This is a genomic window from Streptomyces sp. NC-S4 (assembly GCF_054353315.1).
This window is the reverse complement of sequence record NZ_CM135937.1, coordinates 3,385,400-3,399,994: the sequence shown is the minus strand read 5'-3', so window position 1 is coordinate 3,399,994 and position 14,595 is coordinate 3,385,400. Positions and strand designations below refer to the sequence as shown.

General features: G+C 70.2%; 19 protein-coding genes. 13 read left to right on the top strand and 6 right to left on the bottom strand.

Going from position 1 to position 14,595, the window contains the following annotated elements:
• The first annotated feature begins 46 nt into the window (after positions 1–46).
• Positions 47–349: a hypothetical protein gene (locus ACXNSR_RS14930; RefSeq protein WP_458642514.1), complete on the top strand. Its 303-nt coding sequence runs from the start codon at positions 47–49 to the stop codon at positions 347–349.
• Positions 350–356: 7 nt separating this feature from the next.
• Here ACXNSR_RS14930 and ACXNSR_RS14925 read toward each other — a convergent pair whose 3' ends face one another.
• Positions 357–950: an isochorismatase family protein gene (locus ACXNSR_RS14925; protein ID WP_458642513.1), complete on the bottom strand. Its 594-nt coding sequence runs from the start codon at positions 948–950 to the stop codon at positions 357–359.
• A gap of 320 nt (positions 951–1,270) precedes the next feature.
• Positions 1,271–2,599 carry a nicotinate phosphoribosyltransferase gene (locus tag ACXNSR_RS14920; protein ID WP_458642512.1) on the bottom strand — a complete coding sequence of 443 codons (1,329 nt, stop codon included), beginning with the start codon at positions 2,597–2,599 and terminating at the stop codon, positions 1,271–1,273.
• A gap of 108 nt (positions 2,600–2,707) precedes the next feature.
• On the opposite strand from ACXNSR_RS14920, the gene clpS reads away from it, so the two are divergent.
• The 7 genes from clpS to ACXNSR_RS14885 all read left to right on the top strand — a co-directional run bounded on the left by clpS (position 2,708) and on the right by ACXNSR_RS14885 (position 7,426).
• Positions 2,708–3,022, top strand: coding sequence for an ATP-dependent Clp protease adapter ClpS (clpS, locus tag ACXNSR_RS14915; RefSeq protein WP_030010601.1), 315 nt, complete (start codon positions 2,708–2,710; stop codon positions 3,020–3,022).
• On the top strand, positions 3,022–3,624 hold the full coding sequence (locus ACXNSR_RS14910) for a DUF2017 domain-containing protein (protein WP_458642511.1): 603 nt from the start codon (positions 3,022–3,024) through the stop codon (positions 3,622–3,624). Before clpS ends, ACXNSR_RS14910 begins: the two co-directional genes overlap by 1 nt.
• 318 nt (positions 3,625–3,942) lie before the next feature.
• A complete protein-coding gene (locus tag ACXNSR_RS14905; protein ID WP_458642510.1) occupies positions 3,943–5,382 on the top strand; it encodes an amino acid permease in 1,440 nt (479 codons plus the stop codon).
• Positions 5,383–5,504: 122 nt separating this feature from the next.
• Positions 5,505–5,927, top strand: coding sequence for a M67 family metallopeptidase (locus tag ACXNSR_RS14900; protein ID WP_458642509.1), 423 nt, complete (start codon positions 5,505–5,507; stop codon positions 5,925–5,927).
• A gap of 77 nt (positions 5,928–6,004) precedes the next feature.
• Complete coding sequence (locus tag ACXNSR_RS14895) at positions 6,005–6,112, top strand: putative leader peptide (protein WP_311736929.1); 108 nt, start codon at positions 6,005–6,007, stop codon at positions 6,110–6,112.
• A gap of 85 nt (positions 6,113–6,197) precedes the next feature.
• Entirely contained in the window at positions 6,198–6,476 is a 279-nt protein-coding gene (locus tag ACXNSR_RS14890; RefSeq protein WP_365081016.1) for a MoaD/ThiS family protein, read from the top strand.
• A complete protein-coding gene (locus ACXNSR_RS14885) occupies positions 6,476–7,426 on the top strand; it encodes a PLP-dependent cysteine synthase family protein (protein ID WP_458642508.1) in 951 nt (316 codons plus the stop codon). Before ACXNSR_RS14890 ends, ACXNSR_RS14885 begins: the two co-directional genes overlap by 1 nt.
• Positions 7,427–7,548: 122 nt before the next feature.
• On the opposite strand, the gene ACXNSR_RS14880 is transcribed toward ACXNSR_RS14885, so the two are convergent.
• Together ACXNSR_RS14880 and ACXNSR_RS14875 are read right to left on the bottom strand one after the other, a co-directional pair.
• Positions 7,549–7,911 (bottom strand): DUF488 domain-containing protein, encoded by a 363-nt coding sequence (locus ACXNSR_RS14880; protein ID WP_458642507.1) that lies wholly within the window; start codon positions 7,909–7,911, stop codon positions 7,549–7,551.
• Positions 7,908–8,327: a hypothetical protein gene (locus ACXNSR_RS14875; RefSeq protein WP_458642506.1), complete on the bottom strand. Its 420-nt coding sequence runs from the start codon at positions 8,325–8,327 to the stop codon at positions 7,908–7,910. The genes ACXNSR_RS14880 and ACXNSR_RS14875 overlap by 4 nt, the downstream gene beginning before the upstream one ends.
• A gap of 195 nt (positions 8,328–8,522) precedes the next feature.
• Between ACXNSR_RS14875 and ACXNSR_RS14870 the strand changes: the two genes are divergently transcribed.
• Positions 8,523–9,275 carry an MBL fold metallo-hydrolase gene (locus ACXNSR_RS14870; RefSeq protein WP_458642505.1) on the top strand — a complete coding sequence of 251 codons (753 nt, stop codon included), beginning with the start codon at positions 8,523–8,525 and terminating at the stop codon, positions 9,273–9,275.
• Positions 9,276–9,349: 74 nt separating this feature from the next.
• Here the strand turns inward: ACXNSR_RS14870 and ACXNSR_RS14865 are convergent, their stop codons facing one another.
• Together ACXNSR_RS14865 and ACXNSR_RS14860 are read right to left on the bottom strand one after the other, a co-directional pair.
• Positions 9,350–10,624 carry a PTS transporter subunit EIIC gene (locus ACXNSR_RS14865; RefSeq protein WP_458642504.1) on the bottom strand — a complete coding sequence of 425 codons (1,275 nt, stop codon included), beginning with the start codon at positions 10,622–10,624 and terminating at the stop codon, positions 9,350–9,352.
• 268 nt (positions 10,625–10,892) lie between these two features.
• Entirely contained in the window at positions 10,893–12,194 is a 1,302-nt protein-coding gene (locus ACXNSR_RS14860; RefSeq protein ID WP_458642503.1) for a PTS transporter subunit EIIC, read from the bottom strand.
• Positions 12,195–12,331: 137 nt separating this feature from the next.
• Here ACXNSR_RS14860 and ACXNSR_RS14855 point away from each other — a divergent pair, with 137 nt between their 5' ends.
• From ACXNSR_RS14855 to rdgB, 4 genes are all read left to right on the top strand, one after another.
• Complete coding sequence (locus ACXNSR_RS14855; protein ID WP_458642502.1) at positions 12,332–12,655, top strand: glucose PTS transporter subunit EIIB; 324 nt, start codon at positions 12,332–12,334, stop codon at positions 12,653–12,655.
• A 91-nt stretch (positions 12,656–12,746) separates the two neighbouring features.
• Complete coding sequence (rph, locus tag ACXNSR_RS14850) at positions 12,747–13,472, top strand: ribonuclease PH (RefSeq protein WP_030009028.1); 726 nt, start codon at positions 12,747–12,749, stop codon at positions 13,470–13,472.
• A gap of 105 nt (positions 13,473–13,577) precedes the next feature.
• Positions 13,578–13,958 (top strand): hypothetical protein, encoded by a 381-nt coding sequence (locus ACXNSR_RS14845; protein ID WP_458642501.1) that lies wholly within the window; start codon positions 13,578–13,580, stop codon positions 13,956–13,958.
• Positions 13,959–13,974: 16 nt separating this feature from the next.
• A complete protein-coding gene (gene rdgB / locus ACXNSR_RS14840) occupies positions 13,975–14,589 on the top strand; it encodes an RdgB/HAM1 family non-canonical purine NTP pyrophosphatase (RefSeq protein ID WP_327385215.1) in 615 nt (204 codons plus the stop codon).
• Positions 14,590–14,595 lie beyond the last annotated feature (6 nt).

Genomic DNA, 14,595 nt, shown 5'->3' with positions numbered 1-14,595 from the left:
TTAGATGCCCGGTACGAGTTTCTTATTGACGGGGGAGATGACAGCCATGCCAGGCGGAGGTTTCGTGAGATTGCCGGGCGGCAGTGTGGTGGTGGCGCTCATGCTGCCGAGGCCGTCCGGAGAAGGTGGAAATGTCCGCGTGCTGGTGCACGCCGCGAACCGGGCCCGCGCCCTGACCAGGCTGCGGAACCTCGGGATGCGGGCGGTGTACCTGCGGGGCAACGCGCACCCGCCGACCCCGGACGAGGTCACGGCCGTCCTGCACCATCCGGACGGCCTGCTGTGGCGCGCCGCCCCGGACCGGGAACAGGAGCTCTGGCACCCCATCCGGGCCCTGCTGGGCACCTAGGCCGTTCCTAGCTCGCCCGGCCGCCCACGAGGGTCACGCCGGCCGCACGGAGCTCGTCCAGGGCCCGTGCGGTCGTGTGCGGTGCCACGGCGGCGGTCAGGTCCAGCAGGACGCGGGCCGCGAAGCCGGCGCGCGCGGCGTCGAGGGCCGTGGCCTTCACGCAGTGGTCGGTGGCGATCCCCACCACGTCCACCTCGGTGACGTCGCGGTCCCGCAGCCACTGGCCGAGCGCCGTGCCGTTCTCGTCGGCGCCCTCGAAGCCGCTGTACGCGGCCTCGTACGCGCCCTTGTCGAAGACGGCGGAGACGGCTCCCGAGGCCACGGCGGGGGCGAAGTTCGGGTGGAAGCCCACGCCCTCGGTCCCGGCGACGCAGTGGACGGGCCAGGAGGTCTCGTAGTCCGGCTCGGCCGGCGGGTGCGCGAAGTGCGACCCCGGGTCGACGTGGTGGTCGCGGGTGGCGACGACGTGCCGGTACGCGGGCGTGGCCTGGCCGATGTACTCGGTGACGGCGGCGGCGACGTCGGCTCCGCCGGTGACCGCGAGGCTGCCCCCCTCGCAGAAGTCGTTCTGTACGTCGACGACGATCAGTGCGCGGTGCATTTCGCGTGCCCTTCGGCTCGATGGTGTGCTGCGGCGGCTCCTGCGGGGGGCTCTTCCCCCACCCCGCCCCTTCCCACTGTGCTGCATGGCGGCTGCGCCGCGTGGGGGCTCTGCCCCCGGACCCCCGCGCCTCAAACGCCGGCGGGGCCGAGATTGCCCTGCGGGCAGTTCCAGCCGCGCCGGGCTGACGGCTCCGGCCGATCCCGCACGGTCTGGGCGCGCCTCCCAGCGGTAGCCGGGGGGGCGAGGGGCGCGGGCGCGGAGCGCTGTGGGGGTCGGGGGCGGAGCCCCCGTCCCTCCCGCCGGGCGTGCCCGCAGGGCTAGACGTACTCCGTGGGGATCACGGCGTCGCCGCGCGAGAGCTGCGTCGCCGAGAGCGGCAGCCCCGCGCGGGCGGCGCGGTGCCGGTCCCGCGCGGCCTCCAGCGGCTCGCGGGCGACCACCTCGCCGGCCTTGACCAGCTGGGTCAGGAGCTGGTGCTCGGCCAGAGCCGCCGGCACCGGGCCCACGCCGATCACCTCAGCCTCCGCCACGCCCTCGGCGTCCCGCCGCCGCGCCGCCCACTTGCGGCCGCCGATGGAGGTCTTGCCCCCGGTGGACTTCTTGGCCACCGGGGCCAGCGCCGCCTTCGGGTCCGCCGAGGTGGCCCGGGCCACCAGCTTGTAGACCATCGAGCACGTCGGGTGCCCGCTGCCGGTCACCAGCTGGGTGCCCACGCCGTACGCGTCCACCGGGGCCGCCGCCAGCGAGGCGATGGCGTACTCGTCGAGGTCCGAGGTGACCACGATCTTCGTCGAGGTCGCGCCCAGCTCGTCGAGCTGCTGCCGCACCCGGTGCGCCACCAGCAGCAGGTCCCCGGAGTCGATCCGGACCGCGCCCAGGTCGGTGCCCGCCACCTCGACGGCGGTACGGACGGCCTCGGCCACGTCGTACGTGTCCACCAGCAGGGTGGTGCCCCGCCCCAGCGAGTCCACCTGCGCCGTGAAGGCGTCCCGCTCGCTGTCGTGGACCAGGGTGAAGGCGTGCGCGCTCGTGCCGACCGTCGGGATGCCGTACCGGAATCCGGCGGCCAGGTCCGAGGTCGAGGTGAAGCCGCCGACGTACGCGGCCCGCGACGCGGCGACGGCCGCCAGCTCGTGCGTGCGCCGGGCGCCCATCTCGATCAGCGGGCGTCCGCCCGCCGCCGAGGACATCCGCGAGGCGGCCGCGGCGATCGCCGAGTCGTGGTTCAGGATCGACAGGATCACGGTCTCCAGCAGCACGCACTCGGCGAAGCTGCCCTCCACCCGCAGGACGGGGGAGCCGGGGAAGTACACCTCCCCCTCCTGGTAGCCCCAGATGTCGCCGGAGAAGCGGTAGGAGGCCAGCCAGTCCAGCGTCCGCATGTCGACGACGGCCCGCTCGCGCAGGAACTCCAGCACCGCGCCGTCGAAGCGGAAGTTCTCCACCGCGTCCAGCACCCGCCCGGTTCCGGCGATCACCCCGTAGCGGCGCCCCTCGGGCAGCCGCCGGGTGAACACCTCGAAGACCGAGCGTCGGTCGGCGGTGCCGTTGGCCAGGGCGGCCTGCAGCATCGTGAGCTCGTAATGGTCCGTGAAGAGCGCTGTCGACGGCACGTCCACCGGCAGGCCCAGGTCCGCAGGGTTCATGGCTGGGATGCTAGCGCACATTTCGTCAAAGTGACGAGATGTAGGCGGCGAATGCCGGCCCGGGCCGTTCGGCCCCTGTTTGGGCGGCGGTGCGGTCGAGATGGCAGCATGGGACGAGTGAGTGTTGCTCCTGTTGAGATCGAACGCACCGAATCCGCCGAAGAGACCTTCGCGGTCCCCGAACCCGACGTCCCCTGGGTGACCCTGGTGCACAACGACCCGGTCAACCTCATGAGCTACGTGGCGTACGTGTTCCAGGCGTACTTCGGCTACTCGAAGGACGTGGCGCACAAGCTGATGCTCGACGTCCATCACAAGGGGCGGGCGGTCGTGTCGAGCGGCACCCGCGAGGAAATGGAGCGCGACGTGCAGGCCATGCACGGCTACGGCCTGTGGGCGACCCTCTCGCAGGACCGCAACTGATGGGCGGCACCTTCGAGTCCCTGAAGGGCGGCGGCGCCGCCATCGCGCTCGACGAGATCGAGATCTCGATCCTGCGCTCCCTGGCCGTCCAGCTGCTGGAGCTGATCGGCCCCGGCGCGCCGGAGCCGGACGAGGACGCCGATCCGCTCGCCGCGCTGTTCGCCGAGGGCCCCTCCGAGCCCCCGTCCGACCCGGCGCTGGCCCGGCTCTTCCCCGACGCGTACGGGGCCCCCGACGGGGCCGGTGACAAGGGCGTGGCGCCCGAGGAGCTCGCGGCCCGCTCGGCGGAGTTCCGCCGCTTCACCGAGAACGACCTGCGCGCCCGCAAGCGGGAGGACGCGCTGGCGGTCGTCCGCAGCCTGGACGGGCTCACCCCCGCCGGTGACGGCGCGGCGGTGCTGGAGCTGACCGGCGAGCTGCCGCTGCGCTGGCTCGGCGCGCTCAACGACCTGCGTCTGACCATCGCGGCCCGCCTCGACATCACCGAGGACGACGAGAGCGCGGCGCTGTTCCGGCTGCCGGACGAGGACCCGCGCAAGCCGATGGTGATGGCCTACCTCTGGCTCGGCGGTCTCCAGGAAACCTTGATCGAAACCCTCTGAGAAACCTCAAGAGGGAACGTCGTTCGCTCAGCGGACGCTCAAATCCGGATAACGATCAGATCACCGCCATGCGGTGATCTGATCCATTTCCGGGACTTTGGGGTGATTTTTTGATGCCCTCCGCCACATTTCTCCCCCTCGGGCAGCCGTAAGCACGTGATAAATCTTCACGATCGCCGACGGGACGCCACCCATGTCCCCCGGCTCGCTTTGACCGGCTGACCGCCGGCGTGCAACTCCATCCGTATCCGGGGGGATCGAGGACCCGATCCGCAGCCAATGAAGGCGCGGGTCGGCGTGGAGAAAGGCGCACCAGACATGACCTCAGTGCAGGTCGAGCAGCACGACAAGACGCCCGGCGAGGGCGGCGCGGGCGAGGGCGGCGAGGGTTACCACCGCACGCTCGGCGCCCGTCAGATCCAGATGATCGCGATCGGCGGAGCCATCGGCACCGGCCTGTTCCTGGGCGCGGGCAAGGCGATCTCCAAGGCGGGCCCGAGCCTGATCCTGGCGTACGCCATCGCCGGCCTGGTCATCTTCTTCATCATGCGGGCCCTGGGCGAGCTGCTCATGTACCGGCCCGTCTCCGGTTCCTTCTCGGACTACGCCCGCGAGTTCCTGGGCCCGTTCTGGGGATACGTCACCGGCTGGACGTACTGGCTGTTCTGGGTGGTCACCGGCATCACCGAGGTCACCGCGGCCGCGCAGTACATGTCGTACTGGACCCACGACAGCTTCCCGCAGTGGGCCTACGCGCTGATCTTCACGGTCATCCTCTACGCCGCCAACCTGATCTCCGTGAAGCTCTTCGGCGAGCTGGAGTTCTGGTTCTCCATGGTCAAGGTCACCGCCATCGTCGGCATGATCCTGATCTGCGCCGGCATCCTCACCATCGGCTTCTCCGACGCGGCCGACACCGCCACCGTCTCCAACCTGTGGAACGACGGCGGCTTCTTCCCCAAGGGCATCGGCGGCACGCTGATGACCCTGCAGATCGTGATGTTCGCCTTCCTCGCGGTCGAGCTCGTCGGTGTCACCGCCGGCGAGTCCAAGGACCCCGAGAAGACCCTGCCCAAGGCCATCAACACCGTGCCGTGGCGCATCGCCGTCTTCTACGTCGGCGCGCTCATCATGATCCTGTCCGTCGTCCCGTGGACGCACTTCCAGCCGGGCGTCTCGCCCTTCGTCGCCGCCTTCGAGCGCATGGGCCTGGGCATCGGCGCCGCGATCGTCAACTTCGTCGTGCTGACCGCCGCCCTGTCCTCCTGCAACTCGGGCATGTACTCCACCGGCCGCATGCTGCGCGACCTCGCGATCAACGGCCAGGGCCCGAAGGTCTTCACCAAGCTCACCAAGAGCGGCACCCCGCTCATCGGCACCACCTTCTCCGCCGCACTGATGCTGGTGGGCGTCTGGATCAACTACGTCGCCCCGGGCAAGGCCTTCGACTACGTCGTCTCCTTCGCCACCATCTCCGGCATGTGGGCCTGGATCATGATCCTGGTCTGCCAGATCCGCTACCGGGCCAAGGCCGACCGCGGCGAGCTGCCGCAGTCCGCGTTCCGCGCCCCCGGCGCCCCGTACACGAGCTGGTTCGCGCTGCTCTTCATCGGCATGGTCATCGTCATGATGGGCGCCGACAAGGACGCGCGCGTCTCGCTGTACTGCGCCCCGCTGTGGGGCGTCATCCTGGGCGTGTCCTACCTGGTCATGAAGAACCGCGACCCGCGCGGCGCGGCCTTCAGCAAGGCCTCGTAGCGGCGGTTCCCGGCCGCCTGCTACGGCCGGGAGCCCTGCTCCCGTGGACATCCTGTCCACCATTCGGGCCCTCTCGTACCACTCCTCGGTACGGGAGGGCCCGTCTGCTTATCCTGTCGCTCATGCTGACCCTCACCCAGGACCTGTACGACCGGATCGTCGAGCACGCCCGCCAGGACCACCCCGACGAGGCGTGCGGCGTCGTGGCCGGCCCGGCGGGCACCGACCGCCCCGAGCGGTTCGTCCCGATGCTCAACGCGGCCCGCTCGCCCACGTTCTACGAGTTCGACTCGAAGGATCTGCTGAAGCTCTACCGCGATCTCGACGACCGCGACGAGGAGCCGGTGATCGTCTACCACTCGCACACCGCGACCGAGGCCTACCCCTCGCGCACCGACGTCACGTACGCGAACGAGCCCGGCGCGCACTACGTGCTGGTCTCCACCGCCGACAAGGACGGCCTCGGGGAGTTCCAGTTCCGCTCGTACCGGATCGTCGACGGAGTGATCACCGAGGAAGAAGTGCAGGTCGTCGACGCCTACTGACCAGTATGTGAGTGGTGGGCGTCCATGATGCGGGATCACACTCCAAACGGGGGACCGGGAATCGTTAACATGACCGCATGGTTTCCCACGACGTGAGCATCGAGACGCCCGGCAGGCTGCTGCTCGTGGCGCGGCTGCACGTCGACCTGTGCCGCCTCGCCAGCGCCATCTGTCCTGCTGCCTGAGCACCAGAGCCCTCGCGCGGGGGCTGCACGACCGCGCGCCCCTTTCTCACGCACATCTGCCACGCCCTGACGACTGGAGCCCAGCATGGCCATCGAGGTCCGCATCCCCACCATCCTCCGCACCTACACCGACGGCGAGAAGGCCGTGTCCGGGGAGGGCGCCACCCTCGCCGACCTCTTCGCGGACCTGGAGACCCGTCACAAGGGCATCGAGGAGCGCATTGTCGACGGCGGCCAGCTGCGCCGCTTCGTCAACGTCTACCTCAACGACGAGGACGTCCGCTTCCTCGACGGCATCTCCACCGCCCTCAAGGACGGCGACAACGTCACCATCCTCCCGGCCGTGGCCGGCGGATCGAAGTAATGCGCTACGACTCCCCGCTGGCCGCGGTCGGCAACACGCCGCTCGTCCGGCTGCCCCGGCTGTCGCCCTCGGAGGACGTCCGCATCTGGGCGAAGCTGGAGGACCGCAACCCGACCGGCTCGATCAAGGACCGCCCCGCGCTCCACATGGTCGAGCAGGCCGAGAAGGACGGCAGGCTCCGTCCCGGCTGCACCATCCTGGAGCCCACCTCCGGCAACACCGGCATCTCCCTGGCGATGGCGGCCAAGCTCAAGGGCTACCGCATCGTCTGCGTGATGCCGGAGAACACCAGCCAGGAGCGGCGCGACCTGCTGGCCATGTGGGGAGCCGAGATCATCTCGTCGCCGGCGGCGGGCGGATCGAACACCGCGGTCCGGGTGGCCAAGGAACTGGCCGCCGAGCACCCCGACTGGGTGATGCTCTACCAGTACGGCAACCCGGACAACGCGGGCGCCCACTACGCCACCACGGGCCCGGAGATCCTCGCCGACCTCCCCTCCATCACCCACTTCGTGGCCGGCCTGGGCACCACCGGCACCCTCATGGGCGTCGGCCGCTACCTGCGCGAGAACGTGCCCGGCGTGAAGATCGTCGCGGCCGAGCCGCGCTACGACGACCTCGTCTACGGCCTGCGCAACCTCGACGAGGGCTTCGTCCCCGAGCTGTACGACGCCTCCGTGCTCACCACCCGCTTCTCGGTCGGCTCGGCCGACGCGGTCACCCGCACCCGGGAGCTCCTCCAGCAGGAGGGGATCTTCGCCGGCGTCTCCACGGGAGCCGCCCTGCACGCGGCGATCGGCGTCGGCCGCAAGGCGGTGGCCGCGGGCGAACCGGCGGACATCGTCTTCGTCGTGGCCGACGGCGGCTGGAAGTACCTGTCGACGGGCGTCTACACGGCCGCGACCACCGAGGAAGCCATCGAGGTCCTCCAGGGCCAACTCTGGGCGTAGCCCCTGCGGGGTCGCCGCCCCGGACCCCGCGCCTCAAACGCCGGCGGGGCTGAAAAACCAGCCTCGCCGGCGTTTGAGGCGCGGGGTCCGGGGCGGAGCCCCGTGCAGCGGCGCCGCAGGGGCTAGCCGGACAGCAGCTCCGCGAGCACCGCCGCATGGCTGGCCGCCGGGTCCTTGACCGAGGTCAGCAGCGTGACCGGACCCGCCGCCACCAGGCCCCGCAGACGGTCCAGCTCCGCCACCGCCCCCGGCTCCGCCAGCTCCGCCTCGTACCGCCGCCGGAACTCCTGCGCCGAACCGCCGTCGTGGAACCACTTCCGCAGCTCCGCCGACGGCGTCACCGCCTTCGGCCACTCGTCCACCCCGGCCACCGCCTTCGCCAGGCCCCGCGGCCAGAGCCGGTCCACCAGGACCCGCACCCCGTCCGCCCCCGGCTCCGGCGGGTCGTACACCCGCCGCAGGCGGATCACCGCTTTCCGCGTCACCGCGCGCCTCCCAGACCCTTGATCTCGTCCCACACCGCGGGGTCCAGCATCCCCATCCGGGTCCGGAACTCCCACAGCGACACCTCCTCCGGCCGGTCCGCCTCCAGGAAGCCCGCCCGGCCCTGCGCCCCCACCGTCCCCGGGGGCAACGGGATCACCCCGGCCCGCCGGTCGTCGTACTTCCCGGTGATCCACGCGACCCGCGCGCGGTGGCCCCGTACCGACCCCACCGCGAGGACCAGGCACGTACGGCCGTCCGCCAGGGACCACAGCTCGCCCGCCTTCGGGTGCGGCGGCGGACCGGTCCCGTGCGCCGGCGGGGCCCGGCGGGGCAGCCCGGTACGGCCCCCGGCGACCAGGACCAGCAGCGCCACGGCCACCACCGCGGCCACCGCGGGCCACCAGGACGTGTCCATGCTTCGACCGTAGCCGCGCGGGCACGCCCCGGCATGGCAACGCCCGTGCCCACCGTCGCTCCCCCGGGTGACAGCGCAGGTGATTCCCCCCACAACGGCCTGCCGCGGAGGAGCGACCGGACGTTTCGCGCCTTACGCTCGACGCACGCACGGCCCGCATTCCGTCCACGGACCGTCCTCGGAGGTTCACGCTCCATGAAGCTCACCGTCGTCGGCTGTTCGGGGTCGTTCCCGTCCGCGGATTCGGCCTGTTCGAGCTACCTCGTCGAGGCCGACGGCTTCCGGCTGCTCCTCGACATGGGCAACGGCGCCCTCGGCGAGCTGCAGCGTCACATCGGCCTCTACGACCTCGACGCGATCTTCCTGAGCCACCTGCACGCCGACCACTGCATCGACATGTGCGCGTACTTCGTCGCCCGCTACTACCGGCACGAGGGCGGCCGCTGCGGCACCATCCCCGTCTACGGGCCCGAGGGCACCGAACGCCGCCTGACCACCGCCTACGACGACGTCCCCTCCGAGCGCTCGATGAGCGAGGTCTTCGACTTCCGCACCCTGAAGTCCGGGACCTTCGAGATCGGCCCGTTCCAGATCCGCACCGAGCGGGTCTCCCACCCGGTCGAGGCGTACGGCATCCGCATCGAGCACGGCGGCCGCTCGCTCACGTACTCCGGGGACACCGGCACCTGCCCCGAGCTGGGTCTGCTCGCCGAAGGCACCGACCTCTTCCTGTGCGAGTGCTCCTTCACGCACGGCAAGGAGGACATCCCGGGCCTCCACCTGAACGGACGGGAGGCGGGCGAGTACGCGGCGGGCGGCGGCGTCGGCCGGCTCGTCCTCACCCACATCCCGCCGTGGACCGACCCCGACCAGAACCTCGCCGACGCCCGCGCGGTCTACGACGGCCCGGTCGACCTGGCGTACTCGGGCGCGGTCTACGAGGTCTGACCCCGAGCGGCCGGTACGCGGAAGCCCCCGCCCTCCCTTCCGGGAGAGCGGGGGCTTCTTCGTTCCTGCGGTGCCTACTTGGCGTCCGCCTTGGCCATCTCGGCCAGCTCCTCGTCGGACTCGCGGCCCGGCGTCGGGAGGTTGAACTTGGTGATCGCGAAGCGGAATCCGAAGTAGTAGATCGCTCCGAAGACCAGACCCACCGGGATGATCATCCATGGGTTGGTCGCCTTGCTCCAGCCGAGGCCGAGGTCGATCAGACCCGCGGAGAAGGTGAATCCGGCGTGGACCCCGAGCGCCCAGGTGATCGCCATGGACAGGGCGGTCAGGACGGCGTGGATCACGTAGAGCACCGGCGCGATGAACATGAACGAGAACTCGATGGGCTCGGTGACACCCGTGACGAACGAGGTGAGGGCGAGCGAGACCATCATGCCGGTGACGGCCTTGCGGCGCTCCGGGCGGGCGCTGTGGGCGATGGCCAGGGCGGCGGCCGGGAGGCCGAACATCATGATCGGGAAGAAGCCCGTCATGAACAGACCGGCCTCGGGGTCACCGGCGAAGAAGCGGTTCAGGTCACCGTGGACGACCTCGCCGGCGGCGTTGGTGAAGTCACCGATCTGGAACCAGGCGACGGTGTTGACGAACTGGTGCATGCCGATCGGGATCAGCGCGCGGTTGATGGCACCGAAGATGCCGGCGCCCGCGGCGCCCAGCCCGGTCATCCACTCACCGAAGTTGGAGATGACCTCGCCGATCGGCTCCCACACCAGGCCGAAGAACACGCCGGCGATGACGCCGACGAAGGCCATGATGATCGGGACGAGCCGGCGGCCGTTGAAGAAGCCGAGCCAGTCCACCAGCTTGGTGCGGTGGAAGCGCTGCCACAGGACCGCGGCGAGCAGACCCATGATGATGCCGCCGAGGACACCGGGGTTGTTGTACGTCGCGGCGACGTCGACACCCTTGTTCTCGGTGGTGTTGATGACGGCCTCGGTCACCGGGAACGCGGTGAGCACGTTCTTGTAGACGAGGAAGCCGACGAGTGCGGCGAGCGCCGTGGAGCCGTCCGCCTTCTTGGCGAAGCCGATGGCGACACCGATGCAGAACAGCAGCGGAAGGTTGCTGAAGACGGCGTCACCGGCGGTGGCGAACACCGTGGCGACCTTGCCCCAGCCGAGACCGTCCGCGCCGAAGACGTCGGGCTGACCCAGCCGCAGCAGGATGCCCGCGGCGGGCAGGACGGCGATGGGCAGCTGGAGGCTGCGGCCGACCTTCTGCAGACCCTGGATCAGGCCGGATCCCCGCTTCTTGGCGGGCGGCGCAGCGGCGTCAGTAGCCGTACTCATAACTTCCTCCGGGGGGAGCAAGGCGCCGCCAAGGGGTGGAACCAAGAGGGACGGCGACGTCTCAGAAAGGGGGACACGCCGCCGGGGGGAAGCGGTCGTGGTCTACACCAATTCATGGTGTAGACCAGTTGTAACACGGTGAGGGTTAGATAAGGAACCTTCGATTTCCTGTGGCCTGGATCACATCCGGCGAGGCATGCCGAAGGGCCTCCGGATCGTGATCCGGAGGCCCTTGACGGACCGTGCGGTAACCCTGCAGGGGCCCCGTTCAGGCCTTGGTCGTGTCCGACTGCATCGCCGCGATCTCCTCGTCCGACTCCCGCCCGGGCGTCGCCAGGTCGAACTTCGTGATCGCGAAACGGAACACCACGTAATAGACGACCGCGAAGCACAGGCCGATCGGAATGATCAGCCAGGGCTTCGTCGCCAGACTCCAGTTGATGACGTAGTCGATCAGCCCCGCCGAGAAGCTGAAGCCGTCCTTCACGCCAAGCCCCCACGACACCGCCATGGACACACCCGTCAGCAGCGCGTGCACCGCGTACAGCGCGGGCGCGACGAACAGGAAGGAGTACTCCAGCGGCTCGGTGATCCCCGTGACGAACGAGGTCAGGGCCACCGACAGCATCAGGCCGCCGACCTCCTTGCGCCGCTGCGGCTTCGCGCAGTGCGTGATCGCCAGCGCCGCCGCCGGCAGCGCGAACATCATGATCGGGAAGAAGCCGGTCAGGAACAGGCCCGCGGTCGGATCGCCGTGCAGGAACATGTTGATGTCACCGTGGTACGTCTTCCCGTCCGCCGCCGTGTACGACCCGAACTGGAACCAGATCGGCACGTTCAGGAACTGGTGCAGACCGATCACCAGCAGCGCGCGGTTCGCGACACCGAAGATGCCGCCACCCCAGGCCCCCAGCCCGCGCAGCCAGTCGGAGAAGCTCTCCAGCGCGTCCCCGACCGGCGGCCAGACCCACAGGCAGAGCGCCGCGAAGGCGATCGCGACGAAGGACATGACGATCGGGACGAGGCGGCGGCCGTTGAAGAAGCCCAGCCAGTCCACCAGCTTCACCCGGTGGTACCGCTGCCAGAAATAGGCCGCCAGCAGGCCCATGATGATGCCGCCGAAGACCCCGGGATTCTGGTACGTGTACGCCACGAACGTGTCGTTCGGCCCCAGGCAGCCACCCCCGATGTCCTTGGTCCCCGCAGGGCAGGCCTTCTGGAACGCGTGCAGCACCCCCCGGTACACGAGGAAGCCCGCCGTCGCCGCGAGGGCGGTCGAACCGTCCGCCTTCTTCGCCATGCCGATGGCGACACCGATGCAGAAGAGGAGCGGCAGGCCGAGGTCGGGGTCGAGCAGCGCCCCGCCCGCGCCCGCCATCACCTTCGCGACGTCCGTCCACTGCAGACCGTCCGCGCCGAAGACGTCCGGCTGCCCCAGGCGCAACAGGATGCCCGCCGCGGGCAGTACGGCGATGGGGAGCTGCAGGCTGCGCCCCATCTTCTGCAGCCCTTGGAACGCGGTGTTCCGCCAACTCGGCTGTGGCGCTGCTGCGGAGCTGCTCGCGCTCATCGGCGTCCTCCCTGACCGGCCCGTTTTGGCTGCCGCAACACTTGCGGCACACTGGTGTAGACCAGTTGTGGGCAGGTTGCTGCTGATCGTCATCATTCGGCAGAGACCGGTCATGTGCCTGCATAGATGGGCCAACCGTGCGTTACCGTGACGAAGCGGACCATGCGGGCGGGTCCCCACATACTGGCCGCCGAGACTCGTTCTTCGAAACACTCAGGGAGAAACACATGGCCACCAAGGCTGAGAAGATCGTCGCCGGGCTCGGCGGCATCGAGAACATCGAAGAGGTCGAGGGCTGCATCACCCGCCTGCGCACCGAGGTCATCAACCCGGACCTCGTCGACGAGGCCGCACTCAAGGCCGCCGGCGCCCACGGCGTCGTCAAGATGGGCACCGCGATCCAGGTCGTCATCGGCACCGACGCCGACCCGATCGCCGCCGACATCGAAGACATGATGTGATCCGGACCCGCTAGCCGGGTACCGCCGGACCCCGTCACGGAAGCCCGTGACGGGGTCTTCGCGTCCCCCGGCAGGGACTAGGCTCGGAACCATGTCTCGCATCGACGGCCGTACGCCCGAACAGCTCCGCCCGGTCACCATCGAACGCGGATGGAGCAAGCACGCCGAGGGCTCCGTCCTCGTCTCCTTCGGAGACACCAAGGTCTTCTGCACCGCCTCCTTCACCGAAGGCGTCCCGCGCTGGCGCAAGGGCAGCGGCGAAGGCTGGGTCACCTCCGAGTACTCGATGCTGCCCCGCTCCACCAACACCCGCGGCGACCGCGAATCCGTCCGCGGCAAGATCGGCGGCCGCACCCACGAGATCTCCCGCCTGATCGGCCGCTCCCTGCGCGCCGTCATCGACTACAAGGCCCTCGGCGAGAACACCATCGTCCTGGACTGCGACGTCCTCCAGGCCGACGGCGGCACCCGCACCGCCGCCATCACCGGCGCCTACGTCGCCCTCGCCGACGCCGTCGCCTGGGGCCAGAAGAAGAAGTTCATCAAGGCCGGCCGCAAGCCGCTCACCGGCACCGTCGCCGCCGTCAGCGTCGGCATCGTCGACGGCGTCCCCCTCCTCGACCTCTGCTACGAGGAGGACGTGCGAGCCGAGACCGACATGAACGTGGTCTGCACCGGCGACGGCCGCTTCGTCGAGGTCCAGGGCACCGCCGAGGGCGAGCCCTTCGACCGCAAGGAACTGAACGCCCTCCTCGACCTCGCCGCCGGCGGCTGCGCGGACCTGGAAGCCATCCAGCGGGGCGCGCTCGAACTGTAGACGGCAACCGCCGGGCCCGGCCCGGCGTCAAGGAAGATACGGGCGCACGGTGTCGAAGCCGTGCGCCCGTCCTCGTAGCGTCCAAGCCCTCAGGGGGAGAACCGCATGAAGCTCCGCATAGCGGCCGTAGCCGTGGCCGCCGTACTCACCGTCCCGGCCCTGACCGCCTGTGACGCGATCTCCACGGCCATGGACTGCGCGAACACCGCCGTGGCCATCACGGACGGCGCGAACGACCTCCAGCAGGCCGTCTCCCAGGCGGGCAACAGCCCCCAGGACGCCCAGAACGCGCTCAACCAGATCGAGACGAACCTGAAGAAGATCGGCGACCAGACGGACAACGCCGACCTGGGCAAGGCCATCGACTCGATGAACACGGCCGTCAAGAACGTCCGCGCCTCGATCGAGAGCGGCAACACCGCCCCGGACATCAAGCCGGTCGCGGACGCGGCGAGCGAACTCTCCAAGGTCTGCACCCCGGGCTGACCCGGATAATGGCGGCATGACCTCGACGCCCAGCCGCCTCATCCTGGCCACCCGCAACGCGGGCAAAGTCTCCGAACTCCGCGCGATCCTGTCCGACGCCGGCCTGCCGCACGAGCTGGTCGGCGCGGACGCGTACCCCGAGATCCCGGACGTCAAGGAAACCGGCGTCACCTTCGCCGAGAACGCCCTCCTCAAGGCCCACGCCCTGGCTCGCGCCACCGGCCTGCCGGCCGTCGCCGACGACTCGGGCCTCTGCGTGGACGTCCTGCACGGCGCCCCCGGCATCTTCTCGGCCCGCTGGGCCGGCACCCACGGCGACGACAAGGCCAACCTCGACCTGCTGCTCGCCCAGCTCGGCGACATCGCGGACGAGAACCGCGGGGCCCACTTCGCGTGCGCGGCGGCCCTGGCCCTCCCGGACGGCACCGAACGCGTCGTCGAGGGCCGCCTCCTCGGCACCCTGCGCCACGCCCCGTCCGGCACGGGCGGCTTCGGCTACGACCCGATCCTCCAGCCGCAGGGCGACACCCGCACGTGCGCGGAACTGACCCCGGCGGAGAAGAACGCCATCTCCCACCGCGGCCAGGCCTTCCGCGCCCTGGTCCCCTTCGTCCGCGCCCTCCTGGGCTGACGCGGG

Bases quoted from the DNA above. Each gene is read 5' to 3' on its own strand.
- ACXNSR_RS14930 (WP_458642514.1), top strand. From the start codon at position 47: ATGCCAGGCGGAGGTTTCGTGAGATTGCCGGGCGGCAGTGTGGTGGTG.
- ACXNSR_RS14925 (WP_458642513.1), bottom strand. From the start codon at position 950: ATGCACCGCGCACTGATCGTCGTCGACGTACAGAACGACTTCTGCGAG.
- ACXNSR_RS14920 (WP_458642512.1), bottom strand. From the start codon at position 2,599: ATGAACCCTGCGGACCTGGGCCTGCCGGTGGACGTGCCGTCGACAGCG.
- clpS (WP_030010601.1), top strand. From the start codon at position 2,708: ATGGGACGAGTGAGTGTTGCTCCTGTTGAGATCGAACGCACCGAATCC.
- ACXNSR_RS14910 (WP_458642511.1), top strand. From the start codon at position 3,022: ATGGGCGGCACCTTCGAGTCCCTGAAGGGCGGCGGCGCCGCCATCGCG.
- ACXNSR_RS14905 (WP_458642510.1), top strand. From the start codon at position 3,943: ATGACCTCAGTGCAGGTCGAGCAGCACGACAAGACGCCCGGCGAGGGC.
- ACXNSR_RS14900 (WP_458642509.1), top strand. From the start codon at position 5,505: ATGCTGACCCTCACCCAGGACCTGTACGACCGGATCGTCGAGCACGCC.
- ACXNSR_RS14895 (WP_311736929.1), top strand. From the start codon at position 6,005: ATGGTTTCCCACGACGTGAGCATCGAGACGCCCGGCAGGCTGCTGCTC.
- ACXNSR_RS14890 (WP_365081016.1), top strand. From the start codon at position 6,198: ATGGCCATCGAGGTCCGCATCCCCACCATCCTCCGCACCTACACCGAC.
- ACXNSR_RS14885 (WP_458642508.1), top strand. From the start codon at position 6,476: ATGCGCTACGACTCCCCGCTGGCCGCGGTCGGCAACACGCCGCTCGTC.
- ACXNSR_RS14875 (WP_458642506.1), bottom strand. From the start codon at position 8,327: ATGGACACGTCCTGGTGGCCCGCGGTGGCCGCGGTGGTGGCCGTGGCG.
- ACXNSR_RS14870 (WP_458642505.1), top strand. From the start codon at position 8,523: ATGAAGCTCACCGTCGTCGGCTGTTCGGGGTCGTTCCCGTCCGCGGAT.
- ACXNSR_RS14865 (WP_458642504.1), bottom strand. From the start codon at position 10,624: ATGAGTACGGCTACTGACGCCGCTGCGCCGCCCGCCAAGAAGCGGGGA.
- ACXNSR_RS14860 (WP_458642503.1), bottom strand. From the start codon at position 12,194: ATGAGCGCGAGCAGCTCCGCAGCAGCGCCACAGCCGAGTTGGCGGAAC.
- rph (WP_030009028.1), top strand. From the start codon at position 12,747: ATGTCTCGCATCGACGGCCGTACGCCCGAACAGCTCCGCCCGGTCACC.
- ACXNSR_RS14845 (WP_458642501.1), top strand. From the start codon at position 13,578: ATGAAGCTCCGCATAGCGGCCGTAGCCGTGGCCGCCGTACTCACCGTC.
- rdgB (WP_327385215.1), top strand. From the start codon at position 13,975: ATGACCTCGACGCCCAGCCGCCTCATCCTGGCCACCCGCAACGCGGGC.